The 23,177-nt window shown below is 65.0% G+C and carries 23 protein-coding genes and 2 pseudogenes; 16 read left to right on the top strand and 9 right to left on the bottom strand.

Translation table 11 applies throughout. The features are described from left to right. Positions 1-78: 78 nt before the first annotated feature. The 3 genes and pseudogenes from G6N43_RS21240 to G6N43_RS21230 all read right to left on the bottom strand — a co-directional run. Entirely contained in the window at positions 79-630 is a 552-nt protein-coding gene (locus G6N43_RS21240; protein WP_083150044.1) for a nuclear transport factor 2 family protein, read from the bottom strand. Continuing rightward, the gene (locus G6N43_RS21235; RefSeq protein ID WP_083149983.1) at positions 630-1,271 is read right to left on the bottom strand and encodes a nitroreductase family protein; all 642 of its coding nucleotides are present in this window, start codon (positions 1,269-1,271) and stop codon (positions 630-632) included. Before G6N43_RS21235 ends, G6N43_RS21240 begins: the two co-directional genes overlap by 1 nt. Before the next feature lie 41 nt (positions 1,272-1,312). Continuing rightward, positions 1,313-1,495 (bottom strand): annotated as a pseudogene (locus G6N43_RS21230) (short-chain dehydrogenase); the annotation flags it as partial. 107 nt (positions 1,496-1,602) lie between these two features. Here G6N43_RS21230 and G6N43_RS21225 point away from each other — a divergent pair. The 9 genes and pseudogenes from G6N43_RS21225 (at position 1,603) to G6N43_RS21185 (ending at position 12,129) form a co-directional block, all read left to right on the top strand. Continuing rightward, a complete protein-coding gene (locus G6N43_RS21225) occupies positions 1,603-3,327 on the top strand; it encodes a nitric oxide reductase activation protein NorD (RefSeq protein WP_083150043.1) in 1,725 nt (574 codons plus the stop codon). Between the two features lie 155 nt (positions 3,328-3,482). Continuing rightward, on the top strand, positions 3,483-4,328 hold the full coding sequence (locus G6N43_RS21220; RefSeq protein ID WP_083149982.1) for a CbbQ/NirQ/NorQ/GpvN family protein: 846 nt from the start codon (positions 3,483-3,485) through the stop codon (positions 4,326-4,328). Between the two features lie 61 nt (positions 4,329-4,389). Further along, positions 4,390-5,505 (top strand): ABC transporter substrate-binding protein, encoded by a 1,116-nt coding sequence (locus tag G6N43_RS21215; protein WP_083149981.1) that lies wholly within the window; start codon positions 4,390-4,392, stop codon positions 5,503-5,505. 1 nt (position 5,506) lies between these two features. Then, positions 5,507-6,643, top strand: a complete 1,137-nt coding sequence (locus G6N43_RS21210; protein WP_083149980.1) for a spirocyclase AveC family protein — start codon at positions 5,507-5,509, stop codon at positions 6,641-6,643. After that, positions 6,633-7,013, top strand: a pseudogene (locus G6N43_RS31120) (SDR family NAD(P)-dependent oxidoreductase); the annotation flags it as partial. The gene G6N43_RS21210 and the pseudogene G6N43_RS31120, both read left to right, overlap by 11 nt. A 34-nt stretch (positions 7,014-7,047) precedes the next feature. Then, positions 7,048-8,538 carry an aldehyde dehydrogenase family protein gene (locus G6N43_RS21200; protein WP_083149978.1) on the top strand — a complete coding sequence of 497 codons (1,491 nt, stop codon included), beginning with the start codon at positions 7,048-7,050 and terminating at the stop codon, positions 8,536-8,538. 20 nt (positions 8,539-8,558) lie between these two features. Next, positions 8,559-9,776, top strand: a complete 1,218-nt coding sequence (locus G6N43_RS21195) for a cytochrome P450 (protein WP_083149977.1) — start codon at positions 8,559-8,561, stop codon at positions 9,774-9,776. Positions 9,777-9,903: 127 nt separating this feature from the next. Beyond that, a complete protein-coding gene (locus tag G6N43_RS21190) occupies positions 9,904-11,175 on the top strand; it encodes a cytochrome P450 (protein ID WP_083149976.1) in 1,272 nt (423 codons plus the stop codon). Between the two features lie 72 nt (positions 11,176-11,247). Beyond that, the gene (locus G6N43_RS21185; RefSeq protein WP_083149975.1) at positions 11,248-12,129 is read left to right on the top strand and encodes a mycofactocin-coupled SDR family oxidoreductase; all 882 of its coding nucleotides are present in this window, start codon (positions 11,248-11,250) and stop codon (positions 12,127-12,129) included. Positions 12,130-12,138: 9 nt separating this feature from the next. Here the strand turns inward: G6N43_RS21185 and G6N43_RS21180 are convergent, their stop codons facing one another. Next, the gene (locus G6N43_RS21180; RefSeq protein ID WP_083149974.1) at positions 12,139-12,786 is read right to left on the bottom strand and encodes a TetR/AcrR family transcriptional regulator; all 648 of its coding nucleotides are present in this window, start codon (positions 12,784-12,786) and stop codon (positions 12,139-12,141) included. Positions 12,787-12,909: 123 nt separating this feature from the next. Here G6N43_RS21180 and G6N43_RS30440 point away from each other — a divergent pair, with 123 nt between their 5' ends. Together G6N43_RS30440 and G6N43_RS21175 are read left to right on the top strand one after the other, a co-directional pair. Beyond that, positions 12,910-13,053, top strand: coding sequence for a hypothetical protein (locus G6N43_RS30440; RefSeq protein ID WP_165761850.1), 144 nt, complete (start codon positions 12,910-12,912; stop codon positions 13,051-13,053). Then, complete coding sequence (locus tag G6N43_RS21175) at positions 13,050-13,835, top strand: spirocyclase AveC family protein (protein ID WP_083149973.1); 786 nt, start codon at positions 13,050-13,052, stop codon at positions 13,833-13,835. Before G6N43_RS30440 ends, G6N43_RS21175 begins: the two co-directional genes overlap by 4 nt. 14 nt (positions 13,836-13,849) lie before the next feature. Here G6N43_RS21175 and G6N43_RS21170 read toward each other — a convergent pair whose 3' ends face one another. From G6N43_RS21170 to G6N43_RS21150, 5 genes are all read right to left on the bottom strand, one after another. After that, positions 13,850-15,049 (bottom strand): serine hydrolase domain-containing protein, encoded by a 1,200-nt coding sequence (locus G6N43_RS21170; protein ID WP_083149972.1) that lies wholly within the window; start codon positions 15,047-15,049, stop codon positions 13,850-13,852. Between the two features lie 21 nt (positions 15,050-15,070). Beyond that, a complete protein-coding gene (locus G6N43_RS21165; RefSeq protein WP_083150042.1) occupies positions 15,071-16,732 on the bottom strand; it encodes a biotin carboxylase in 1,662 nt (553 codons plus the stop codon). 61 nt (positions 16,733-16,793) lie between these two features. Beyond that, positions 16,794-17,795 carry a hypothetical protein gene (locus G6N43_RS21160; protein WP_083149971.1) on the bottom strand — a complete coding sequence of 334 codons (1,002 nt, stop codon included), beginning with the start codon at positions 17,793-17,795 and terminating at the stop codon, positions 16,794-16,796. A 9-nt stretch (positions 17,796-17,804) separates the two neighbouring features. Beyond that, positions 17,805-19,124: a Dyp-type peroxidase gene (locus G6N43_RS21155; RefSeq protein ID WP_083149970.1), complete on the bottom strand. Its 1,320-nt coding sequence runs from the start codon at positions 19,122-19,124 to the stop codon at positions 17,805-17,807. Positions 19,125-19,172: 48 nt separating this feature from the next. Further along, complete coding sequence (locus G6N43_RS21150) at positions 19,173-19,727, bottom strand: hypothetical protein (RefSeq protein ID WP_083149969.1); 555 nt, start codon at positions 19,725-19,727, stop codon at positions 19,173-19,175. A 337-nt stretch (positions 19,728-20,064) separates the two neighbouring features. Here G6N43_RS21150 and G6N43_RS31115 point away from each other — a divergent pair, with 337 nt between their 5' ends. Genes G6N43_RS31115 through G6N43_RS21130 form a run of 5 tightly spaced genes read left to right on the top strand, consistent with a single transcriptional unit; the run spans position 20,065 to position 23,171 of the window. Continuing rightward, positions 20,065-20,376: a hypothetical protein gene (locus G6N43_RS31115; protein ID WP_083149968.1), complete on the top strand. Its 312-nt coding sequence runs from the start codon at positions 20,065-20,067 to the stop codon at positions 20,374-20,376. Between the two features lie 46 nt (positions 20,377-20,422). Then, positions 20,423-20,767: a heme-binding protein gene (locus tag G6N43_RS21145; RefSeq protein ID WP_083149967.1), complete on the top strand. Its 345-nt coding sequence runs from the start codon at positions 20,423-20,425 to the stop codon at positions 20,765-20,767. Between the two features lie 45 nt (positions 20,768-20,812). Continuing rightward, on the top strand, positions 20,813-21,586 hold the full coding sequence (locus G6N43_RS21140) for an HAD-IIA family hydrolase (protein ID WP_083149966.1): 774 nt from the start codon (positions 20,813-20,815) through the stop codon (positions 21,584-21,586). After that, on the top strand, positions 21,583-22,248 hold the full coding sequence (locus G6N43_RS21135) for a hypothetical protein (protein ID WP_083149965.1): 666 nt from the start codon (positions 21,583-21,585) through the stop codon (positions 22,246-22,248). Before G6N43_RS21140 ends, G6N43_RS21135 begins: the two co-directional genes overlap by 4 nt. Before the next feature lie 5 nt (positions 22,249-22,253). Continuing rightward, a complete protein-coding gene (locus G6N43_RS21130; protein ID WP_083149964.1) occupies positions 22,254-23,171 on the top strand; it encodes an arginase family protein in 918 nt (305 codons plus the stop codon). The last annotated feature ends 6 nt before the right edge of the window (positions 23,172-23,177 follow it).

The following is a 23,177-nucleotide window of genomic DNA, read 5'->3' as shown; positions in this document are numbered from 1 at the left end:
CTGGGGTGGTCGGCCTCGACAACTGCAAGCGGATCCTACCGACCCCCGCCGGAACTGCGGGGATGCTGTAAGGGCCACTCATGACAGGGCATCCGTGCGTGAGGCGACCAACGGGCGGTCATACGACGGATCCGTCGTATCGTGCGTGGCGGCCTTCATCGAGCCTGCCATCATCGCGATCACCTCGTCGGTGATGAACGACGTCGACTCCGCATTCCACTCGACGACGCAGACCCGGTCGACGATCGCCCATCGGCCGTCGCGACGTTCCAGCCGATCCACATACCGGCCGCCCGAGAGCGTCATGTGGTTGGCGGGCTCACGGTCGGTCCCGACGAAGAGGTAGTAGGTCTCCGCGTGTGCTTCGTCGCCGTCCAGATCGGCGGTGTGGTTCAGCAGATAATGCTGGTATCGGGTCTGGGTCGAGTGATATGCGAAGGCCCAGTCGATGAAGTCGTCGACCTTGCCTACGAATCCGACGTGATCGTCGACGGCGTCGTCGTGATAGGCCGACCGGAGGAGGGCACGGTCACGCCGATCCATGCCACGCGCGTAGCGCATCATGCACTCGCGGATCTGCTCGCGATCCTCCAGCCGGGCAACACTTTCGGCCAGTTCGTTGTCGCCCATCACTTCCCTTCCCATCCGTTGATGCCGATGACCTCGTCGATCGCCCGGCGGGGTGCCGCGCTGAACCGGAAGCCGGTGCGCAGCCGCCCGACGGGGAGCAGGCAACCCTGGGTGAACGATTCGGGTATGCCGAGTAGGTCCCGCACCTCCGCTTCGTGGTGCAGGTGCAGGGTGGTGATGCACGTTCCGTATCCGCGGGTGTGCAGCGCCAGCGCGAAGTTCCACACCGCGGGGAAGATCGACCCGTAAAGAGTTGCCAGGTAGAAGGATTCGTCACCCGGTGTCCTGGGCATCGTGGCTTCATAGCAGGGAATCACCAGCGCGGGGATGTCCGCCAGGTGCTCGACGAGCCATTCCGTGGACGACATCAGCTTGGCTTCCGGGGTGCCCGCGGGCATCAGGCCGGAGATCATCTGGCCGCCCACCTTCGCCAAATAGGCCGCGCGGTAGAGGTCGGAGATCTTGTCGCGTAACGCCTTGTCGGTGACGATCACCCAGCGCCACGCCTGCTGGTTGGAGCCGTTGGCGGCGTGTAGAGCGATACGCAGGCAGTCGCGGATATCGTCCAGCTCGATCGGCGCATCCAGGTCGAGTGACCTACGAGCGGACCTCGTAGTGGTGAGAAGTTCCTCGATATCCACGGCGGCTCCTACATTTTCGCCGGCTCGGGAAAGACGCTGGCTGCCTGGACCTCGTCGACCACCTGATCGGCGACGCCGGCGTCCGCGCCTTCGCCGTGCATGGTGCCCCCGAGGTCGTTCACCACCACCGACGCGCCGCGTCGCGCCACGTCCAGGGCGTACAGCCTGCCCAACCCGCGGCCGGCCCCGGTCACGATCGCGACCTGCCCTTCGAAGTCGATCACCGTGCACTCCTTGCTGATTCGGCGCGGAGTTGTACGTGTCAATCGGCACGTCCACTTCAAGCCTGCATTGATTGACTCCAGTACGACCGGACTTTACGGTGGAACAGATGTTTGGTCAACGGGCGCAGTGGTCGGAGGTGAACGTGGCGAACCACGCCGGTGGCGACCACCTGCAGGCACTCGGCATGTTGGCGTCCGCGCTCGCAGGCCGACCCGTCGCGGTGGCGCCTCTCGAGGCCGGCGAGCCGTCGTGGACCGACGGACAGACCATATTCGTCGATCCCGCCGCATCCGTGCGCGAGAATCTGGAGTCCGTCGCGGTTCATGCGTCCCTGATCGCCGCGGACAGCCTTGGCCAAGACATCGTCGGCGCTTTGGTTCGGCATCCCCGGGTGGCGAAGCGTTATCTCACCATCGAAGGGCATCGTGCCCTCGCCGCCAACGCCGATGTATTGCCGGGCGTGCTGTGTTCGATCGCCGATCCCGAAACAGCAAGGCGCAGCACCACACCCGAGTCGTCGCTCGCCATCGCGTCGGGGCAAGATCCGCTCGACGATCCGCCTCCCACGTTTGGTGTCATCCGCGCCAAGAAAGTGCTCGCCGCGGGCACTCGTGCGGCCGAGCAGGTGAACCACGACACCGTGGCACACGTCCCGCGACGCGACAGCAAGGAAGCCCTCGAGGAACTCGACGACGGTGAGGTCGACGACAGCGACGACCCCGATCTGTTCACCAACCCCGTCGGCGGGAGCGGATTCATCGGCAAGTGGCTGAAGAAGTTGTTGTCGTCTGCGCGGAAGTCTGGAAACAGCGGTGGAGGGCCGCCTGGCGCTGACTCGCCGACCCATCGCACCAATTCGCCCAACCGGGGCGCGTTCGCGGTGTCGTCGACGGCCAGGACGACAGCCGAGGACGTCGCCGATATCGAGGCGCACGGTTTCATGTACCCGGAGTGGGACGTCGATCGGAAGAGCTACCGGCCGGACTGGTGCACCGTGCGCGAGATCGAGCCTCGGATCAAGTCGTCGGCGCCCCAGGCGATTGAAGGCGCCATCGGGGTGCGACGTCCCCTTGCCCGCCTCGGCATGGGCCTGCATCGTCGGCATCGACAGTCCCAGGGCGATGACATCGACATCGACGCCTCGGTCGAGGCGCGGGTCGAGGTGCGGGCCGGATCCGTGCCCGATGAGGCGGTGTATCTCGACAGCCTGCGCCGACGCCGTGACCTGTCAGTGCTTCTGCTGCTGGATGTTTCGGGCTCGACGGCGGAACCGGGCACTGTGGGACGAACGGTTCATCAACAACAACTGTCTGTCATCGCCGATCTCACTGTCGCGCTGCACGATCTGGGTGACCGCGTCGCGCTCTACGCGTATTGCTCGCAGGGGCGGGCCGCGGTGAACATCATGCCCGTCAAGAGATTCGACGACCATCTCGACGCCCGGGTGATCCGACGGCTGAACAGTCTCGAGCCGGGGGCGTACTCGCGTCTCGGGGCGGCGATACGCCACGGTTCGGCCGTGCTGGAGTCGCGCGGTGGCACCTCGCGACGCCTGCTGGTCGTCGTGTCTGACGGCCTGGCGTACGACCACGGCTACGAGCGCGCCTACGGTGCCGCCGATGCGCGGCGCGCGCTGACCGAAGCTCGCCGGCGGGGGACGGGATGCGTGTGCCTGACGGTGGGGGCGGGCACGGATATCGGAGCGCTGAAAAAGGTGTTCGGAAGCACCGCGCACGCGACCATCGCCCGGCCCGAACAGCTGACGGGCATCATCGGGCCGCTCTTTCGGTCGGCTGTGCGGTCAGCGGAATTACGACGCCGGGTGTCGTGATTTCCCTTGTGCGCCAACGCTGGACGACCCGTTTATCCGCCCTCGAGGGCGGTATCGGCGTCGCATGCGGACTCAGTCAACAACCTTGAAACAAACATCTGTTCCGTCTAGGCTTTGTACGCAACGCAACGACGCGGGGTGACGAAAGGGGCGCAATGAGCACCGAGCCGGGGCTCGCGCATCAGAATGGCGCCATGCCGAAGGCCGACCCTTCGCGTCCGTACTACCGGGCGGTGGGTAACGAGGAGGCCGTCTTCAAGGCGGCCTATCGCCAGGGGTTGTCGATAGTGCTGAAGGGCCCGACGGGTTGCGGCAAGACCCGCTTCGTCGAGGCGATGGCGCATGACCTCGGTCGTCCGCTGATCACCGTGGCCTGCCACGACGACCTCACCACCGCCGATCTGGTCGGCCGGTATCTACTCCGGGGTGATGAAACGGTCTGGGTGGACGGTCCGCTGACCCACGCGGTGCGGGAGGGGGCGATCTGCTATCTCGACGAGGTCGTCGAAGCCCGCCAGGACACCACGGTCGTGCTGCACCCGCTCGCCGATTACCGTCGGCAACTGCCGATCGAACGGCTCGGGATCACGCTTGACGCGGCGCCGGGATTCGGTCTGGTCGTGTCGTACAACCCCGGCTACCAGAGCGTGCTGAAGGACCTCAAGGACTCCACCCGGCAACGGATGGTCGCCATCGAGTTCGATTTCCCCGAGCCCGAGGTCGAAGAGGGGATCGTCGCCCACGAATCGGGCGTGGATCAGGCGACGGCGGCCGAACTGGTGAAATTCGGGCAGGCCATTCGCCGGCTCGAGACGGGCGGATTGCGCGAGGTGGCCTCGACTCGGGTGCTCATCGCGGCGGGCCGGCTCATCGCCGAGGGTCTGACCATGCGTGATGCGGCCAGGGCCGCGATCGCGGGTCCGCTGACCGACGACGTGTCGGTCAGCCGTGGCCTCAACGAGATGATCGACGTCTACCTGGGGGCGGGCGCCGTTGATTGACGCTGCCAGACCCCGCCGCTAGGGTCTGAACAAATATTAGGTCGACCCCCAGGGAGGTCAGATGTCCTACGAAAGCACCGCGGAGCCCATCAAGGTCGGCTACTTGATGGACTTCACGTTGCCCCCTGGTTTTCCCGAGGAACTGCAGGCCTCTTTCACCCAGTGCTTCGACCTGATCTTCGAAGAAGCCGTCGAGCAGGGTTTGATGGATCGCCCTGTGCAGATGATCTACCGCGAGGTCGAAGGACTGCCGAAGGGTTCGGTGAAGGCGGTGATCGACGCCTACGGCGAACTGGTCGACGAGGGCTGCCTCGTGGTGTTCGGTCCCAACATCACCGACAACTGCGTGCCGGTGCGCGAAGCGATCGAAGAACGCTTCAAGGTGCCTGCGATCAGCGTCACCGGTACCGACGACTGGCTGGGCGAGTGGACGTTCGCGTTCCCGCAGGGGTCGATGACCGACGAACCGATCTTCATCGCCGACCTCGTCGCCAAACGCGGTCTCAATGAAATCGGCGTCCTGGTGGAGCAGAGCCTCATCGGCGAGAGCTATCTGAAGAACCTGCGGAGTGCCTGCCGCCGCAAGGGAATTCGGATTGTGGCCGAAGCGACGATCGCGCAGACCGCGCAGGACATCAACGAAGCGGTGCGCACACTGCACGACGCGAAGGCCGAGGCGATCGTGCACCTCGGCTTCGGCTTCGGCATCGTGTTCGTCAACCCGGCCCTCGAGGCCGTCGACTGGGACCCGCCTCGGTTCACCACCACCGCGTTCCAGAACGCGTGGGTGAACCCCATCATGTGGAACGCGTTCATGGGCTGGGTCGGGGTCGATCAGTACGACGAGGCCAACCCCGTCGGACAGGAGTTCTTGGACCGGTACGCGGCGAAGTACGACGGCAGCCGTCCGGAGTTCTGTGTGACGGTGGTGAACCGCGACGTCGCCGCGACACTTGTCCGTGCCTTTACCGATGCTCACCCGCTGAGCCCGCGCGGTGTGAAAGAGGCGCTCGAGCGCGTGAAGATGATGCCTGCCGCATCGGGCGCGCCGGGAACCCGTGTGTCACTGGGTAAATGGACGCGCCGCGCCTGGATGGGCGCGGGATATCTGGTGGCTCGGACACTCGATGCCGACGGCGTCAACTCACATCTGGTCGACCGGTTCGGGGAGGACTGACATGACCACGGAGTCGAGACCCCTGCCCGCCGAGCAGAAACCGCCCGAGGCGCCGCGCAAGGGCCCGAACTGGGGCCGAGTCATCTCGCTGCTCGTATGGCTGGGCTTCTTCGGCCTGTTTGCCGCGGTCGGACGGACGGCTGTCGACCCGCGCGTGGCCAACCCCAACGTCGAGGGAAGGCCTCGTCCGGTCCAATTCCTGACGGCTTTCGACCACTGGCAGATCATCCCGCAGGTCGGGGCGGTGATCATCGTCGTGGCGTTCACTGTCGGCTTCATCCGTGGCTGGCGCAAGAACCCCGGTAGCCCGGTTCTGCTGATGGTCCTCGTCACCACACTGATCGTGTGGCAGGACCCGATCATGAACTGGTCGCCGTACGCGGTGTACAACCCCGCGCTGCTGCACTGGCCGGAGAACTGGTACCTGATCATGATGTCGCCGACGGTCGAACCGTTCATCGTGTTCGGGTACGTCCTGTTCTACTTCGGCCCGTACTTCCCGGCGATCTGGATCCTGCGCAAGCTGCAGGCCAAGCACGGGCCGGAAGCATTCGTCAGCCGACACCCGCTGATCAGCCTCGGTGGGCTGGTGCTGGTGATCGGCTTCATCTTCGACGCGGTCCTGGAAGTCAGCCTGGTGCGCACCGGGTTGTACATCTACTCGCAGGCTATCCCATTCGGAACGTTGTTCCCGGGCAGCACATTCCAGTTCCCGTTGATCTGGGAGTCGCTGTCGGTGACGTTCGTGATGATCCCGGCGGCCATCCTGGTCTACCGCGATGACACCGGGAAGTCGGTGGCCGAGAAGCTCGCTGCAAAGGCGCGACTGTTTCCGAAAAAGCCGGTCCTCGGCACATTCCTGGTGATGTTCGTGATCATCAACGTGTCGTACTTCGCCTACGGCGGATGGTTCTGGGCGATCAAGGCCAGCGGTCTGGCCACCTCGGTGGCCTGTCCGTGGCCCTTTCCCGAGGCGAAGGTGTACGACCCGCAAGGGTATTACCGGGCCAATGGCGCCGAGGGCCCGTATTCAGTAGGCAAGTGGGCCACCTGGCAGCAGGGGCCGTACCGCAACGTCGACGTCGACCTGGGTTCGATCAGCAACCGCTGCGCGTCCGAAAGTCCGAATGGCAACTGATACACGCAGCATCGTCATCACCGGTGCTTCTAGGGGTCTGGGCTTCGCATCGGCGGCGCGTCTCTACGACGAGGGGTGGCGCGTCGTCGCGGCGATGCGCAACCCGGAACGCGGAATGTCGTTACTCCGTGCGGCAACTGGTGCGGCGGCGAACGATGACCGACTGATCAGGGTCCAACTCGACTTGACCGACAGCGCGTCGATCGCGGCAGCGGCCATGGTGATCGACGAAACGGGCATACCGCGACAGGGCGCGGTGCGTGGCGGTGCGGTTCCGCTGGCCAGCGGCCAGCGTGCGATGGTCGCCGCGGCCAAGGTCCTGCCACCCGCAGCCCTGCAGCGCATGGCTTCATTCGCGATGCGAATCGCGCCGACACAACAGGCACCCGACAGGAGTGAGAGCAATGACTGAAATCACCGCAGTAAAGTTCGAGTCCCGGATGCTCATCGACGGCAAGCTCGTCGACGGGGAAGCGGGCACCTTCACCAACATCAACCCTGCGAACGAGGACGTCCTCGGCGAGGTCGCCGATGCATCGAAGGCCGACATGAACCGCGCAATCGACGCGGCCAGAAGGGCTTTCGACGAGACGGACTGGTCGATCAATCGGGAGCTTCGGAAGCGCTGTCTGTTGCAGCTGCACGAAGCCATCGAAAGCGAGCTCGAGGAATTGCGCGAGGAACTCATCCTCGAGGTGGGCGCTCCGCGTGCGGTGACCCACGGTCCCCATCTCGATGCGCCGTTGGAGGACGGCCTCAAGTATCCCGCCCGGCTGATCGACAGTTTCGAATGGGAAACCGACCTCGGTGACAAGGTCGTCTCGGTGACCGGCGTGAACACCCGGCGGAAGGTGTGGCGCGAACCGGTCGGCGTGGTCGGCGCGATCGTGCCGTGGAACTTCCCGTTCGAGGTCACGATCAACAAGCTCGGCCAGGCGTTGGCGACAGGCAACACCGTCGTCCTCAAACCTGCGCCCAACACCCCGTTCAACGCCACCCGGCTGGGCCGGCTCATCGCCGAGAAGACCGATTTCCCAGCAGGTGTGGTCAGCATTGTGACCGCGTCGGACCACTTCGTGGGTGAGGAACTGACCCTGTCGCCGAAGGTCGACATGATCTCGTTCACCGGCTCGACCGTGGTGGGCCAGCGGATCATGGAGAAGGGCGCGGCGACGATGAAGCGCCTGTTCCTGGAACTCGGCGGCAAGTCGGCGACCATCGTGCTCGAGGACGCGGACTTCAACACCGCGTGCCTGATCGGCATCGGTCCCCTGATGCACGCGGGTCAGGGCTGCGCCGCGCCGACGCGAATGCTGCTGCCGCGGTCGCGCTATGAGGAGGGCGTCGCGATCCTGCGCGGCATCTACGAGAACATCAAGGCGGGCGACCCGCAGGACCCCGGCACCATCTGCGGGCCGGTCATCTCGGCCAAACAGCAGTCACGCATCCTGTCCTACATCCGCAAGGGTGTCGACGAGGGCGCTACGCTGCTGGTCGGCAACACCGAACCGCCCAAGGAGTTCGAGAAGGGATTCTGGCTCAGCCCAACGCTTTTCACCGATGTCGACAACAGGATGACCATCGCCCAGGAGGAGATCTTCGGTCCCGTTCTTGCCGTCATTCCCTACGAGGACGAGGACGACGCGGTGCGGATCGCCAACGACAGCGTGTACGGCCTCGCAGGCAACGTGATGTCGAGTTCCTTGGACCATTCGCTGGCGGTGGCGCGGCGGCTGCGGGCCGGGTTCATCGGTCTCAACGGAACCGCAGGGTACGGAGCGGACACACCCTTCGGCGGATACAAGGCCAGCGGCGTCGGTAGGCAGAACGGCATCGTCGGATTCACCCAGTACACGGAAGTCAAGTCTGTCGCCTACCCGGCCGACCAGGAGTAGCAGCCCAAAGGAGCGCATGTATGTCACAACTCTTCGACGACCTCGAGGACTTCGGGACCTTCGACGACGCCATCTCCGGCGACGTTCGGGACCCGTACACGGAGCTGGCGCGGATCCGCCGTGAAGAGCCCGTGCAGCGCCTTGAAACGTCGGGCGCGCTGCCACACGAAGAGTCGCTGCCGATGTTCATCGTCTACCGCCACGAAGACGTTCAGCAGATGCTGCGTGACAACGAGACGTTCTCGTCGGCGGCCGTCATCGCGGCGTTCGGGCCCGTGCTGGGTCAGGGCGTGATGCTGGGCATGGATGAGCCGGTGCACGGGCGGCTTCGCGGGCTGGTCTCGAAAGCATTCACGCAGAAGTCGTTGGCACGGTGGGAGGACGAGCTGGTCGGACGAGTGGCCAACGGGCTCATCGACAAGTTCGCGCCCAACGGCAAGGCCGATTTGGTCAAGGAGTTCACCTTCGACTATCCGAGTCAGATCATCGCCGGGCTGCTCGGACTTCCGGAAAAGGACTACCCGCAGTTTCAGCGCTGGTCCATCTCGCTGCTGAGCTGGCTCATGAATCCCGAACGGGGACTTGCCGCCTCGGCGGCACTGTGCGAGTACTTCGCGCCGATCCTCGAAGCGCGCAGGGGCGAGCCGCGCGAGGATCTGATCAGCGCGCTCGCTGCAGCCGAACTCGATGGGGAGAAGCTCGATGACGAAGAGATCTTCTCGTTCCTGCGACTGCTGCTGCCCGCAGGCGTGGAGACCACGTACCGGGCGTTGGGCAGCTTGCTGCTTGCACTGCTGGCGAACCCTGAGCAGCTCGATGCGATCCGTGCCGACCGCTCGCTGATACCGCAGGCCATCGAGGAGGGTGTGCGGTGGGAGCCTCCGCTGCTGACCATCACTCGGACGGCCACCAAGGACACGGTCCTCGGTGGGGTGGAGATCCCCGCCGGCGCGACCGTGATGCCGATGCTGGGATCGGCGACCCACCAGGAAGACCGGTTCCCCGACCCCGACAAGTTCGATATCTTCCGTCCGCAGAAGAGCCACATGGCCTGGGGTCACGGCGTCCACGTCTGCCTCGGCATGCACCTCGCCCGCCTCGAAATGCGAACTGCCATCAACCTTCTGCTCGACCGGCTGCCGAACCTGCGGCTAGACCCCGACGGGGACGATCCGCACGTCAGGGGTCAGGTATTCCGGTCGCCGACGTCGGTGCCCGTCCTGTTCGACCCCCAGTAGGAGTTGCTCGCCACGTGATGACCAACGAGATAGATACCCCAGCGATTTCGGCGTGGCTGGTCACGCTCAGCTTGACTAAACACGCCGAAATCGCAAGACCGGATTCGGCGGGCAGCGAGGAGGCGCAGTGAGCGATATCGAGTTGATCGACTACTTCACCGACATGTCGCTGGTTCCCGACCCCTATCCCTACTACGCGCAGCTTCGCGCGAAGTGTCCTGTGCAGCATGCGACCCCGTACGGCGTCGTCGCGGTGACCGGACACCAGGAAGCGCTCGCGGCATACAAAGACCCTGCGATGTCGTCGTGCGTGGCCGTGGCGGGACCGTTCCCGCCCTTGCCGTTCATCCCGGAGGGTGATGACATCAGCGCGCAGATCGAAGAGCATCGCGCGGCCATTCCCATGGCCGAGCATGTGGTGACGATGGACGCCGAGGAACACCAGAAGACGCGTGGACTGCTCAGCCGGCTGATCACCCCGAAGCGGCTGAGCGAGAACGAAGACTTCATGTGGCGGCTTGTCGACCAGCAGCTCGACAAGATCGTCGACCGCGGTTCGTGCGAGTTCATGGAGGATTTCGCGAAACCGTTGGCGCTGTTGGTGATCGCGGATCTGCTCGGCGTGCCTGCGGAGGACCACCAACAGTTCAAGCAGGCGCTGGGTGCCGAACCGCTCGGCGAGGTCGACGGCAACGAGGGCGAGACCGTCGCGCACAACCCGCTGGCCTGGCTGGACGACAAGTTCACCTCCTACATCACCGATCGGCGACGCGAGCCGCGAAAGGATGTGCTCACCGACCTGGCCGCCGCCACTTACCCGGACGGATCGGTGCCCGAGGTCGACGAGGTCGTCAAGCTGGCGACGTTCCTGTTCGCCGCCGGTACCGACACGACGACCAAACTCGTCAGCACCGCGATGCGGGTGATGGGGGAGCGGCCCGACATCCAACAGACCCTTCGCGACGATCGCACGCAGGTCCCGGCGTTCCTCGAGGAGTGCCTGCGGATGGAAAGCCCGGTCAAAAGCCATTTCCGGCTTGCGCGCGCGTCGACGACCATCGGCGACGTGGAGATTCCTGCGGGCACGATCCTGATGATGCTGCCCGGTGCCAGCAACCGCGATCCTCGCAAGTTCGAGGATCCGGATGTGTTCAAGCACGACCGGCCCAACGTGCGCGAGCACGTCGCGTTCGGGCGCGGACCCCATTCGTGTCCCGGCTCGCCGCTGGCGCGGTCGGAGGCGCGTATCGCGGTGAACCGCATCCTCGACCGCATGGCCGACATTCGCATCTCGGAAGAAATGCACGGGCCACCCGATGACCGAAAGTACGAATACGAGCCGACTTTCATCATGCGCGGCCTGACCGCACTGCACGTCGAATACACCCCCAGCGAGTAGACGCAAAAGACCCCGACACGCCGGAAGGAACGGGCATTCTATGTCTGTTCGCCAGAACCTAAGGAGCGGAATATGACCGGAAAGCTCGACGGCAAGGTCGCTTTCATCACCGGAGCGGCCCGCGGCCAGGGTCGCGCGCATGCGATCGAGATGGCCAAGGAGGGCGCCGACATCATCGCGGTCGACATCTGCCGCGACATCCCGTCCAACCCCTATCCCTTGGCCACACCCGACGACCTCGCCGAGACGGAGCGGTCGGTCAAGGAGATCGGCCGTCGCGTCGTCGCCCGCGTCGCCGACGTGCGGGAACGCCACGAGTTGCGCGATGCTGTCGAGGCTGGGGTCGCCGACCTCGGCAAGATCGACATCGTCGTCGCGAATGCAGGCATCCTGCCGATGGCCATGGGGCGACCGCACGACCCCATGTCGTTCGTCGACGCCAGCGACGTCGACCTGCTCGGCGTGATGAACACGGTCGCGGTCACCGTTCCGCACCTGCCCGACGGAGCCTCGGTGATCGTCACCGGATCCACGGCGGGGATGATCCGCGGCACCACCGATAACCCGAACATGGGGCCCGGCGGCCGAGGTTACGGCTGGAGCAAGCGGGTGCTGATCGAGTACGTCGAAGAGATGTCGATGGCCCTGGCGCCGCGGATGATTCGCGTCAACGCCATCCACCCGACCAACTGCAACACCCACCTCCTGCAGAACGACGGCATGTACAGCATGTTCCGGCCGGACCTGACGATGGAGGGCAAGCAGGCCACCCGCGAGGACGCCGAGCCGTTGTTCACGCTGTTCCAGGCGATGCCGATCCCGTACATCGAACCCGTGGACATGGCGAAGCTGGGCGTGTTCCTGGCCAGCGAGGACAGCCGCTACATTACGGGTCAGCAGATCCGGGTCGACGCGGGCTCATTGCTCAAGTGGCCCAACGGCCCTGGGGGATAGCCGCCACGGCTACGGTCGGTGTCGGAATCGGTGCAGCGTGGTCTGGACGAGCTCATCGACGATGGCCTCGCGCGACGGTGGGCGGTTTCCGAAGAACGTCGAACGCAGTGCGACCATGCCGACGATCATCGCCACCGTGGAGTGTGCCGGCAGTTCGGGTTGGCCCGACTGCAGCCCGCGCAGGCGCATGCCCTCGGTGCTGATCTGGCCGAGCAGGCTGAGTGTCCGCCGAATATCGGTGATACCCGCGCTTTCGATCTCCTCCTCGCTGAGCCCGTCCGACGCGACGAGGGTCAGCAGAAGGCCGCGATGTTCAACGAGGACGTCGTAGAGGTGGCCGACGAACTGCCGCGCCAGTTGCTCCTCGTCCGTCGCCTCGTGATCGACGGACTGCCAGGTCTTGGCAAAGTCGTCGACGAAGTTGGTGAACGGCAGGACAAGGGCTTCGCGAAACAAGCCTGCCTTCGAGCCGAAGTGGCGAAAGAGCAGGTATTCGGTGACTCCGGCGGCCTCGGCGATCTCCCGGGTGGTCGTGGCCCGGTAGTCCTGGCGCGCAAAGAGTTCGCGCGCGGCGTCGAGGAGCAGTCGGCGCGCCTCCCCACGTGGCCGACGAGTCGCCTCCGAGGTCTGTTTTGCAGATGAACGTCGCTGCGGCACGGCTTTCCACTCCTTAGACCGCGCTGCGCGGCTGATGGGCCTCAACGATAGCGGTCCTTGACCTGACTATTTTAATAGTGTGCACTATTACCAATCGGTCGACCGCTGTGAAGGGACGCGCTCGTGGGCCAACTCATCATTCTCGGGACTCTGTTCGGGCTGATCATCCTGATATTCGGGCTGGTGATCTACTTCGACCCGGAGGCGCGCGGTGATGCCGGGAGTGAGCCCGAAGCGGAGGCGGCGAGCGACAGGGCGAATCGATGAACACCGAGATGACCCCGCTGCTGATCGCGTCCAATGCGTTCGGCTGGCTGAGCGGCGTCCTGTTCGTCACCGCCGGGATCTACCTGAGCGTCCGCCGCGGCCGCCTGCATCCACTGCTTCTGCTGTGTATCTCCGCGATCTCGTTCTCCTGGATCGAGGCGCCCTACGACTGGGCGATGTACGCGCAGTTCCCGCCGGCGCTGCCACGCATGCCGTCGTGGTGGCCGTTGAACATGACCTGGGGGGGACTGCCGTCGTCGGTGCCGCTGGGATACATCGGCTACTTCTGCATCCCGGCCGTCACGGGTGCGGCCATCGGCCGTCGGCTCGCCGCGCGGTTCAACTGGCGCAGGCCGCAGACCTTGTTGATCGTCGGGCTCATCGTCGGCTTCTGCTGGGCCCTGATGTTCAACGCCGGCCTCGGCGCCCGCCTCGGAGTCTTCTACTACGCCTACGTGATTCCCGGTCTGGGACTGTTCGAGGGGACTCTGCACCAGTACCCGATCTACGACGCCATCGCGATGGGCATTCAGATGATGGTCTTCACCTACCTGCTCGGGCGCACGGATTCGCAGGGCCGCAACGTCATCGAGATGTGGTCGGACAAGTTGTCGAAGACCAAGGTGCAATCGGCGATCGTGTCCATCGTCACCGTCATCATTGTCGGAAATGTGCTCTACGCATCCGTTTTCGCACCACATCTCGTGACCAAGCAGTTGGGATATGTGACCTCCGGCCCGGATGTGCAGTTGTTCCCTGGCGTACCGAACCAGCCGAGATAGCACCTGGGGGCATGTCAGGACAGCTGCGCGGCGATCTCGTCGAACGCGGCGACCGTCGGGAACAGCTTGGTGGCGTCCTGGGGCAACGGCCAGCTCGACAGCTTGGCCGCGACGAGACCCGCCGAGCGGTTGACGTAGATCATCTGACCGTGAATCCCCAAGCACAGCAACACATTGTTGCCCGGATACGGGAACCAGACCTGGTTGCGGTACATGCCGCCCGGCATGCGGTTGTCGTCGGGGCTCGCGGCGAAGGCGTCCCGCGAATCGATGCCGCCCTCGAGCGTGTCGGCGATCCATGCGGGTGACACCACCGGCTCGCCGGTCAACGATGTTCCGTCGTTGAGGTACAGCGCACCGAACCGGGCGAGGTCGCGAAGGCAGGCGTTGATGCCGCCGTCGAACATGCCCGTGCCGACCTGGTCGACCGCGATCGTCGCATCGTTGTCGGCACCGACCTTGCTCCACAGCAGGACTGACATGAGCTCGGGCATCCGCAGTCCGCCTGCCGCCTCGCAGACCCAGCCGAGGATGTCGGTCTCGCAGGATCGGTAGGCGAACGGTCCCCCGTGCGGCGAGCCCTGCCGCAGGGTGAGCAGGTAGTCGTACATCGTCGTCGGCAGGTCCGGCACGGTGCGAGGCGCCCAGCCGATGGCCTGTTCGAGCAGTCGCACTTCGGCCATCGGGTTCAGGTAGTCCTCGGAGAACGCGATGCCCGAACGCATGTCGAGGAGATGCCGGACCGTGGCGCCCGCGTAGCCGGAGGCCGCTAGGGCGGGGACGTAGTGCGTGAGCTCCGCGTCTACGTCGAGCGCGCCGTTGCCGACCAGCGCGCCGGCCACCATGCCGACCAACGACTTGCTGACCGACATCAACAGGTGCTGTGTGTCGGCGGCCATGCCGCCGTAGTACTGCTCGGTGAGCACTCGTCCGTGATGGGTGACGATCCAGCCGTCGGTCGCCGTCGCGGCCATCACATCGCCGACCGTGGTCCGTCGGCCATTTGTGTTGTCGTGCAGGGGGATCTCGGACAGCCGGGGCAGTTCGTCGGGAGCGGGGGGCAGTTCGGCGACAGGGCCGGTGCCCCGTGAGATGACGGCCGTCGGCAGGAAGTCCGCGACATGCTGGAACGTCCAGTGCAGATGCGAGGCGGACTGCCAGTTGTCCAGCGTGACATCCGAGGGCGCACGCCCTGTGTCGCCTCCCAACACCATGGCGACGAGACTAGCTCAGCCCTACTTGAGTCCGACGTCGCTCTTCGGCCCGGAAGGTTCGGCAAGCGGCGTACCTGCGTATTCGGCCCGCAGGGAATCGATCAGATGACGTGCGCGGATGGCCAGCGACGATTTGCCCGTCCCCGAGTCGACCTGCAGGCGCCCCTTCGTCACCAGCACCCCGAGGTCGGCGCCCTTCCAGCGATAGTCGCCGGGTCCGTAGATCCGCAGGAAGAACGCCTCCGATTCGTTCTGCAGCTGGTGCCAGTCCAGGGCCGCGCGACGGAACACCAGTGCACCGCTCGCGTCGAGTGCGTACTGCCCGGTGCGCGGTGTCGCGGTCAGGCGCTGCACGACGTCGTCGGTCTCCTTCAGCACCATCTGGCTCCACACGTCGGCCGACGCCAACTCCTCCCACCGCTCGTTGATCTCGTCGACGTCCAGATCGAAGTCGACGTTCATGAACTCCAAGATGTGGAACAGGAACAGCGGCACATCGGCATACGCGCCTGCCGTCACGTTCGTGATCGACGACGCCCCACTGATCCGAGGGTTGAGCTCGCCGAGGTAGATGTCGTTGGTGTCGGTGTCGACGAGGACGTCCACCTCGAAGAATCCGCGGTAACCCTCGTCGGCCAGACGATCGCCCAGTCGGCGAACCAATTGTGTTGCGATGCGCCTGCTTTCGCCCGTCAATACCTCGGGGAACATCTCGTTGCCGCACCACCCACCGCGGGCCGGTGTGAGTTCCGGATAACCGATCAGTTCCGACATGAAGGGGCCGACGATGGTGCCGCACCGCGTCAGCACTGCCTCGACAGCCACCGGCCGATTGTTGATGCGGCGCATCACTTTGATCTCCTGGCCGACGATGTCGGCGCTGTGCTTACGCCAATCGGCCTCCGACGAGATGAAGAAGGTGGTTTTGCCCGAGTCGCCGTACGGTGTCTGAACGACGAGTTCGTCACCGAGACCGGCTTTTTCGGCCTCGGCGCGCAGTCCGTGCCACCCGTCGACGCGGGTCAGTACGTTCGGCACGCTGGGCGCACCGGCCTCGTTTCCGAGCTGGGTGGTGACGATCTTGGAATCCAGCCGCTCGCGCAGACTCGCCGGGGGCAGGATCAGGTCGTAGCCGAGTTCCTTACAGATGTCCTCGGTTTCGCTGTCGAAGAACACCATGGCGACCTTGGGACGCACGCCGCGCGGGGTGGCCGCCTTGATGTGCGCCCGCACTTCGGGGTTGGTGAGCAGCCAGTTGTTGATCTCCTCGCCACTCTCGAACTCCTGGTACGGCTTGTGGCTCGGAGTGAACACCCGTGGATGCGCGCCGTCCCAGGCGTCGTAGTACGTGATGTACGAGAAGTTGCGCACCCAGCGGTCGAGACCCAATAGGTTGAACGGGGTCGCGCCGAAGAACAGGATCGGCACGTCGTTGGTGCGGAAGAAATGCCGTACCTCGGAGATGTTCCGCAGCCGGCGGCGCTGCGGTCCGCCGCCAGGGGCGAAGGCCGCGTCGGTGCCGACACTGATCTCACGGGGCTGAGTCTCTTGGGGTTGTGCCGTCGTGGTGCTGCGCGGCGCCGCCCGTTTCGCAGGTGCCTTTTTGGCGGTGGACGTCTTTCTCGCGGCGCTTTTCTTGGTAGCGCTCGAAGGCCGTCTAGCTCGAACCGGGCGATCACTCATCGCGTTCACCTCGCTGTGGTCGGATAGCCCGACACTAGGCCGCGACCGGGACGAATGGGTGCTATTTCATGGTGGCCAGGTTGTGCCACAGGTTGCGCAGGCTGTCGGTGCCACCGAACAGGGTGGTGAAGTGAGTGGAGTCGATGAGCACGATGTCGCCGCCCCGCTCACTGGCGGGCGGCATCCAGATCAACGCGTTGAACTCGGTATTGCCCGCCGCGGTGAACGGGTGCGGACGGTCGGGGTCGATCCGCTGTCGTCCGAGGACGCGTAGGCCGTCGCCTTCGGGTGCGGTCAGTTCGTAGTGGGGTAGATGCGGGTGGAAGTTGAAGGTGGTGACGTTGTCCAGCAGTTGCGGCGTGTCCAGATCGCGGAAACCCGTCAACGGCGCGATCTCCTTGGTGCCCTCGACCACCGCGGGCCGCAGCCCCCACGTGTTGTGCACCGGCACCGAAAGCGCCTTCATCAGCGAGCGCGTGTACTGACCGAAGCGCTGCTGGCGCGGAACAAGACGGTCGCCGTGGTGTTCATACTCCACCTGTCGCTGGGTGTAGTCGTCGGTGAACCCGACATCGTGATGTGGCGCCAGCAGCAGGCAGGTGCCCTCCCGTTGCAGCCATTCGGAGATCGCGGCGACCTCCCCCGGCGCAGCTTCCTGTTCAGAGAGCAGATGGTCCAGGCCGAACACCATCAACGTGTCGGTGTCGGCGAGGATCCGTTCGTCGATTGGCAACTTGTAGCCGGCCTGGTCGATGCGCTGGAAGACGGCCACGGGGTGGCCGGTGGCCTCCTCGGCCAGCGCTTGGAAATCCAGAGTGGAGCGGTGGAACAGCTCCAGCGTTCCCGCGATGCCCTGCAGGAAGTTGGCTGCGTCGTACTCCGGCGTCTCGTAGGCAGGCCACGCGACATTGCGCACCTCGGTGATGGTGGAGAAGCGGTTCTCGATGATGGCCGGATCCCGTTGCGACTCCCAGGGGTAGCTCCACGTCCAGTAGATGCTGATGCGACGTCCGCCGGTGTGCGGCCGGGGGACATGGCTCTGGTTATAGGTGCGGGCGCGCATCGTGATCTCCTAATCGCCGAGTGAAGCCAGGTACCGCATCGCGCTCATTCCGGGCAGGAAGAAGTAGGCGCCGCCGCGAAGCGTGGTGAAAGCTGGAATACCCTTGTGCACCTTGCGGATAGGACGCTTGGGCACGGTGAAGTCCAGGGTGCCGTCCTGGGTACCGCAGATGGGATCATGCTCGTTGCCGAGCTCGTGGAACGTCTTATCGTTGATCCAGACGTTCTGCGCGAACTCGAACTGCCGGACCAGGTCTGCGCAGATGATGAACGCCGCGATGCCGCGGTCCACGCCGTCGTCGGGCGCATCCTCGGGCAACGCCGGACCGTAGGTGGCGCCGCGGCGGATCATGCGCCGACGGTTCATGTTGTGCGCGGTGTCGCGTGGATTCAACCGGCGGGCATGGGAGCCGAGCGGGCAGGCGTACCCAAAAGGATCCATCTCCTTGTAGTTGAAGTCGTTGTTGCGAATCGGATCCGCTCCGAGTCCGGGGTCGTCCGCTTCCGGCGCCAATACCAGTGGCGCACCGCTGCGCCAGCGGCCCATGAACTTCGCCGCCAGGAGTTCTTGTTCGTCCGGTGTCTCGGCGTGCTCACGCAGATAGTCGCGGAATAAGCCGACGTGCTCCTCCAGGCGGCGGTATGCCATGTAGCTGCCATTGCGCGACAGTTCCTGCGGCTCAGGGAGGTTTGCCACCGGGCCGTTCTCATCCGGATAACCCAGGATGAATTCACCCGGCTCCAGTGGCGCCCCTGATCCGGGGGTCGGTTCCTCGCCGGATCCTTTCATCACCGGCTGCGACAGTCGGTCCCGAAAGCCGAAATGGTCGTGGGCGTAGTTGAACGGCGGTGACGCATTGAGGTCGAGGTACGAAAGGCTGCGCGCCCCGTCGGTGCGAGCCAGTAGCTGGTCGTGCTCGTCGATGGACCGTCGGCACTGTTCGTCGGTGCGGGAGAACAGAATTGCGATCGCATGCAAGTCGTCGCGCGCCAGCCCGCCGAGCCAGTGCTCGGGCGCGGCGGTGCCGGTGTCGCCGAGGATGTCGGCGCGCGCGGCCATTCCCTCGCGAAATTCGTCGGGGAAGGTCGCAAGTGATTCTTCGGGGACACCGAGTGCGCGAAGGCCGTTCCAGGTGAAGGCCAACGTGACCCAGCGATCCGACTCGTCGATGGTGGCGACGGCCTCGGTCGCCGACTGGGTCTTCGGTAGTAGCTCGGAGAGCCACATCCGACCTCCCGCCGGGCTGTCGAACGTCAAGAACTCATACCGTCCAGTGATGGCCGGTGTACGCGTCAGCAGGATGTGCTGAATGTCGTCGAGTTCGAGCACCTCGCTACTGCTTCCCCTTCGTCGAAGGATCACGCCCGGTCATGGGTGCTACTGCATTTGGTCGAGCATGGTCGAGAAAGCGGCTTTCAGCCTCAGCGCCTTCTTAATCTCGTCGGCAGTCACGTAGGGGTATTCGCCGTATTCCAGGAAACTGGGGCACTGGTGCTCGCGGACAAACTTCACGAACGCCTCCGGGTTCTCCTTCCAATCCTCGGGGAACCCTTCGAGGTTGGTGAACACGGTGGTGATGCCAGTGGCGCTGAACAGTGCGACGGCGTCCTCGGTGTACTTGTCGAAATCGGTGTCGAAGATGCCCTGATATTGGAAGTGCAGTCCTGACCCGACGTCGAACAGCTGCCAGCGGAGATAATGCAGACGCAGTGGCGCCAAAGCGTCCGGACTCTCGGCGATCGTCTCCTCGATGGTCTTGCCGTATGCCCGTACCGCCTCTTCGCGGCCTTCTTTCACCTTCGCGATGATCGAGAAGCCGTAGCAGGCCGGGGTGCGGGGAAAGACGGGTCCGTATCGTCCCCGCTCCAATTCGAAATACCCCTCTTTGGGGATCGCCATCGCGGCGGGCTTGGTCCAATCCTGGTTGCTCATGCCAATACCGCCCCTCTAATCCCCCCAAGTGATCGGACAGTAGCACCAGCACGAAGGGCGGAGTGGATGTTTGAATCACCAAGCTTGAGGAGGGGATACGGCCAAAAGCCAGGGCAGTAAGGCAAACGAACCCTGATCCGCTCGGCTGGCACTTTGCAGTTGCAAGAATCGTGAATTCAGTGCTGCGAGCTGGCCATCGAACGAAATCCGGTTCTTCCGGCGGGAATTGCTATTCCGCCAATATTGCCAACCGTCCGAAATATGCTCCGGGATATCGGTTACCGACGCGCTGCCAGCGCACGTGCGGGCGGCGGCCTACCAATGAGGGGAGGCAGCCGTGAAACTTTCCCGACTTCACGTCTTGTGGGGGATCGCATTAATCGTGGCATCGGTCGGAGTGGTCGTGTCCGACGCTCCACCCGCGTCGGCCGACTGCACGAACGCCGGCGCCGCCACCGTCTGCGCCCAGGGCACGGTGCGCGGGGGCGGCCCGACCGCCCCGTCGGCCGGTCCGGTCTACCCCGGTTATTGCGCTGACCCCTGGTATTGCAGCGACGACTGGGGTATCGACATTAATTTGGGTCGACCCGGGCGTCCGGGCGGTCCCGGTGGACCCGGCGGTGGCCGCCCTGGAGTCGGCCCCAGGTGATTGAGCAATATCAAGTCCGATTGTCCATTCGAGCAAGGAGCGTCAGATGTTGTCTCGCAGTGTGATAGGCGCCGGCATGATCGCCGGTGCGATGATTTTCGGCAACTCGGCGACGGCGGCTGCCGATCCGCCGAACTGTACGGCTGCCGATCTGGCTGGCGTCATGGCCGGCGTATCGGCGGGGACCTCGACATACCTGTTCACCCATCCGGATGTGAATGCCTTCTTCACCGGCCTCAAGGGCAAGACCCGGGAAGAGATGAGCGCCGAGATCCAGACGTACTTGGACGCCCACCCGCAGGTTCGCGACGAGCTCCGTGCTGTGCGGCAGGCCGCCGCCGACTTCCGGGATCGCTGCAACGCGCCGTTGCCCGACATGCCGATGGGCTAGCGCCGGAATCCCTACGGACCGACCGCGGCCTGACACACTGGACGCGTGCGCGCCTCCCCGCAGTGCTGGCTCACCGATATGGACGGCGTACTCGTCCGCGAGGAACACGCCCTGCCCGGGGCCGCCGAGTTTCTGCAGCGGTTGGTCGACAAGGACCGTCCGTTCCTGGTCCTGACGAACAACTCGATATTCACGCCGCGGGATCTGTCGGCGCGGCTGCTGCGCTCCGGTCTGACCGTGCCCGAGTCCTCGATCTGGACGTCCGCGCTGGCCACTGCGGCCTTTCTGTCCGATCAGCTGCCCGGCGGGTCGGCGTACGTCATCGGCGAGGCCGGCCTCACCACCGCGCTGCACGCCGTCGGCTACACACTGACCGACATCGAGCCCGACTTCGTCGTACTCGGTGAGACCCGGACGTATTCCTTCACGGCCATCACCACGGCGATCCGGCTGATTCTCGGCGGCGCGCGCTTCATCGCCACCAACCCCGACGCCACCGGACCGTCCGCAGAGGGGCCACTTCCGGCGACGGGGTCGGTGGCCGCGATGATCACCAAGGCCACCGGGCGTGACCCGTACTTCGTCGGTAAACCGAACCCGATGATGTTCCGCAGCGCGCTGAATCGCATCGAGGCGCACTCGGAGAACACCGTGATGATCGGCGACCGGATGGACACCGACGTCGTCGCCGGAATCGAGGCCGGGCTGGAGACCGTCCTGGTGCTGACGGGTTCGACGACGGTCGAGGACGTCGAACGCTATCCGTTTCGGCCCAGCCGCGTGCTGCCGTCGATCGCAGAGGTGATCGACCTCGTGTGATTCCCGTCGAACTGTCCCCGCAGGTAGTCGCGGCGCTGCGGCAGATGCGGGACCGTGGCGAGCAGCCGTCGCGCTGCCACAACAGCGTCATCCGCAGCGCCATCGCCGGGGCGGTGCGTCGGCTCATCGAAGGTGACCTGAGCGGCGGGGTGCGTCCGTGGGACCTGCCGGAGTTGCGGCGCCGGGCCGCAGGCCTTGGCGAGATTTCCGCGGCGACCGCAGTGCGCGTCGACGCCGAGGTGTTGGTCGCCGAGCTCGCTCCCGGCAGTGAGCGGATCGTGTTGCGCGGGGTCGACGACGGTTGGCGGCTGGTGCGGTTCGCCGATGGCGACGATGTCGGTCTGCGGCCGGAGACCACGCGCACTGTCGAACTGCACGGCTCGGGGCCGGACGCGGTACTGGCGGCGCTGGGCATCGCCAAACCCGACGGCGTCTCGCTGGAGTACTCGTCCGAGGATCTGGGGCAGGGGGAGACGGAGTATCGGTCCGGCTATCGGTGGGCCGACGACGGCGGTCGCACGGTCGTCGCGGAAGAGATCAAGAAGGAGATCTTCGACGGCGCCACACCGTATTCCACGTATCTTCGGGGTGTGATCATCGATGGTGATCGCGGCGTGGTGTTGACGGGCCGCGACGGTAGCGCGCTGATCATCGAGGGGTGAGGGGAATGCCCGATATCGAACTGATCGGGGTGCCGTTCGACGGCTATGGCCGTGCCGGTAACCAGGCGAGGGCTGCCCTCGTGCTGCACGACGCCGGCCTCGCCGACGCATTCGACCATCACCATGTCGTCGACCACCACCTCGAACTGCCTGAGCCGGATCCCGAGCGTGGTGCGTCGACCACTCTGATCAACGAACCCGCGCTGCTCGCGATGACCGACGCGCTGAATGCGAGGGTGGGAGGGGCGGTCGCGGCGGGCCGGTTCCCGTTCGTCTACGGGGGTGACTGTTCGTCGCTGTTTGGCATCGTGACCGGTCTTCGTGATCACGTCGGCGACGTCGGGCTGGTGTTCATCGACGGGCACGAGGACACCATGCCGCTCGACGTGTCCGAGGACGGCGAGGCCGCCAACACCGAGATCGGTCTGCTGCTGGGCTTGACCGGGCGGCTGCTGACCGGAGGCCTCGGCGACCGGTTGCCGGCGCTGCGGCCCGACCATCTGTTCGTGCTGGGGCCGCGAGACGACGCCTGGCGACGCCGGTTCAACGTCGGCACCCTCGCCGACAGCGGGGTATGGGTGGCACCCCTCGCAGAGGTGGCCGACGACCCCACTGCCGCAGGCCGCGAAGCCATCACCGAACTCGCCGGTGTTGTCGACCGATGGTGGCTGCACATCGATCTGGACGTGCTCGACCCCGTCGAGTTTCCGTCACAGGGCCTGCCCGACGTCGACGACGAACCCGGTGGCCTGACGTGGGATCAACTGACCGACCTCGTCGTATCGCTGTTCGGTTCGCCTGCGCATTGCGTGGGAGCAAGCCTGGCCATCTACGACCCCGATCAGGACGATGGCTACACCGATGCGGCGAAGATCGTCAACTTTGTTCGTAATGCACTGGCCCGCACGACAATAAGTCCTTAGCGCAGG

It is taken from the genome of Mycolicibacterium moriokaense (assembly GCF_010726085.1).
In the GTDB taxonomy this organism is placed as follows: domain Bacteria; phylum Actinomycetota; class Actinomycetes; order Mycobacteriales; family Mycobacteriaceae; genus Mycobacterium; species Mycobacterium moriokaense.
Note: the sequence above shows the minus strand (reverse complement) of the source record. Positions and strands in the feature narration are given on the sequence as shown.

Bases quoted from the DNA above. Each gene is read 5' to 3' on its own strand.
- G6N43_RS21240 (WP_083150044.1), bottom strand. From the start codon at position 630: ATGGGCGACAACGAACTGGCCGAAAGTGTTGCCCGGCTGGAGGATCGC.
- G6N43_RS21225 (WP_083150043.1), top strand. From the start codon at position 1,603: ATGTTTGGTCAACGGGCGCAGTGGTCGGAGGTGAACGTGGCGAACCAC.
- G6N43_RS21220 (WP_083149982.1), top strand. From the start codon at position 3,483: ATGAGCACCGAGCCGGGGCTCGCGCATCAGAATGGCGCCATGCCGAAG.
- G6N43_RS21215 (WP_083149981.1), top strand. From the start codon at position 4,390: ATGTCCTACGAAAGCACCGCGGAGCCCATCAAGGTCGGCTACTTGATG.
- G6N43_RS21210 (WP_083149980.1), top strand. From the start codon at position 5,507: ATGACCACGGAGTCGAGACCCCTGCCCGCCGAGCAGAAACCGCCCGAG.
- G6N43_RS21200 (WP_083149978.1), top strand. From the start codon at position 7,048: ATGACTGAAATCACCGCAGTAAAGTTCGAGTCCCGGATGCTCATCGAC.
- G6N43_RS21195 (WP_083149977.1), top strand. From the start codon at position 8,559: ATGTCACAACTCTTCGACGACCTCGAGGACTTCGGGACCTTCGACGAC.
- G6N43_RS21185 (WP_083149975.1), top strand. From the start codon at position 11,248: ATGACCGGAAAGCTCGACGGCAAGGTCGCTTTCATCACCGGAGCGGCC.
- G6N43_RS21175 (WP_083149973.1), top strand. From the start codon at position 13,050: ATGAACACCGAGATGACCCCGCTGCTGATCGCGTCCAATGCGTTCGGC.
- G6N43_RS21170 (WP_083149972.1), bottom strand. From the start codon at position 15,049: ATGGTGTTGGGAGGCGACACAGGGCGTGCGCCCTCGGATGTCACGCTG.
- G6N43_RS21165 (WP_083150042.1), bottom strand. From the start codon at position 16,732: ATGAGTGATCGCCCGGTTCGAGCTAGACGGCCTTCGAGCGCTACCAAG.
- G6N43_RS21160 (WP_083149971.1), bottom strand. From the start codon at position 17,795: ATGCGCGCCCGCACCTATAACCAGAGCCATGTCCCCCGGCCGCACACC.
- G6N43_RS21150 (WP_083149969.1), bottom strand. From the start codon at position 19,727: ATGAGCAACCAGGATTGGACCAAGCCCGCCGCGATGGCGATCCCCAAA.
- G6N43_RS21145 (WP_083149967.1), top strand. From the start codon at position 20,423: ATGTTGTCTCGCAGTGTGATAGGCGCCGGCATGATCGCCGGTGCGATG.
- G6N43_RS21130 (WP_083149964.1), top strand. From the start codon at position 22,254: ATGCCCGATATCGAACTGATCGGGGTGCCGTTCGACGGCTATGGCCGT.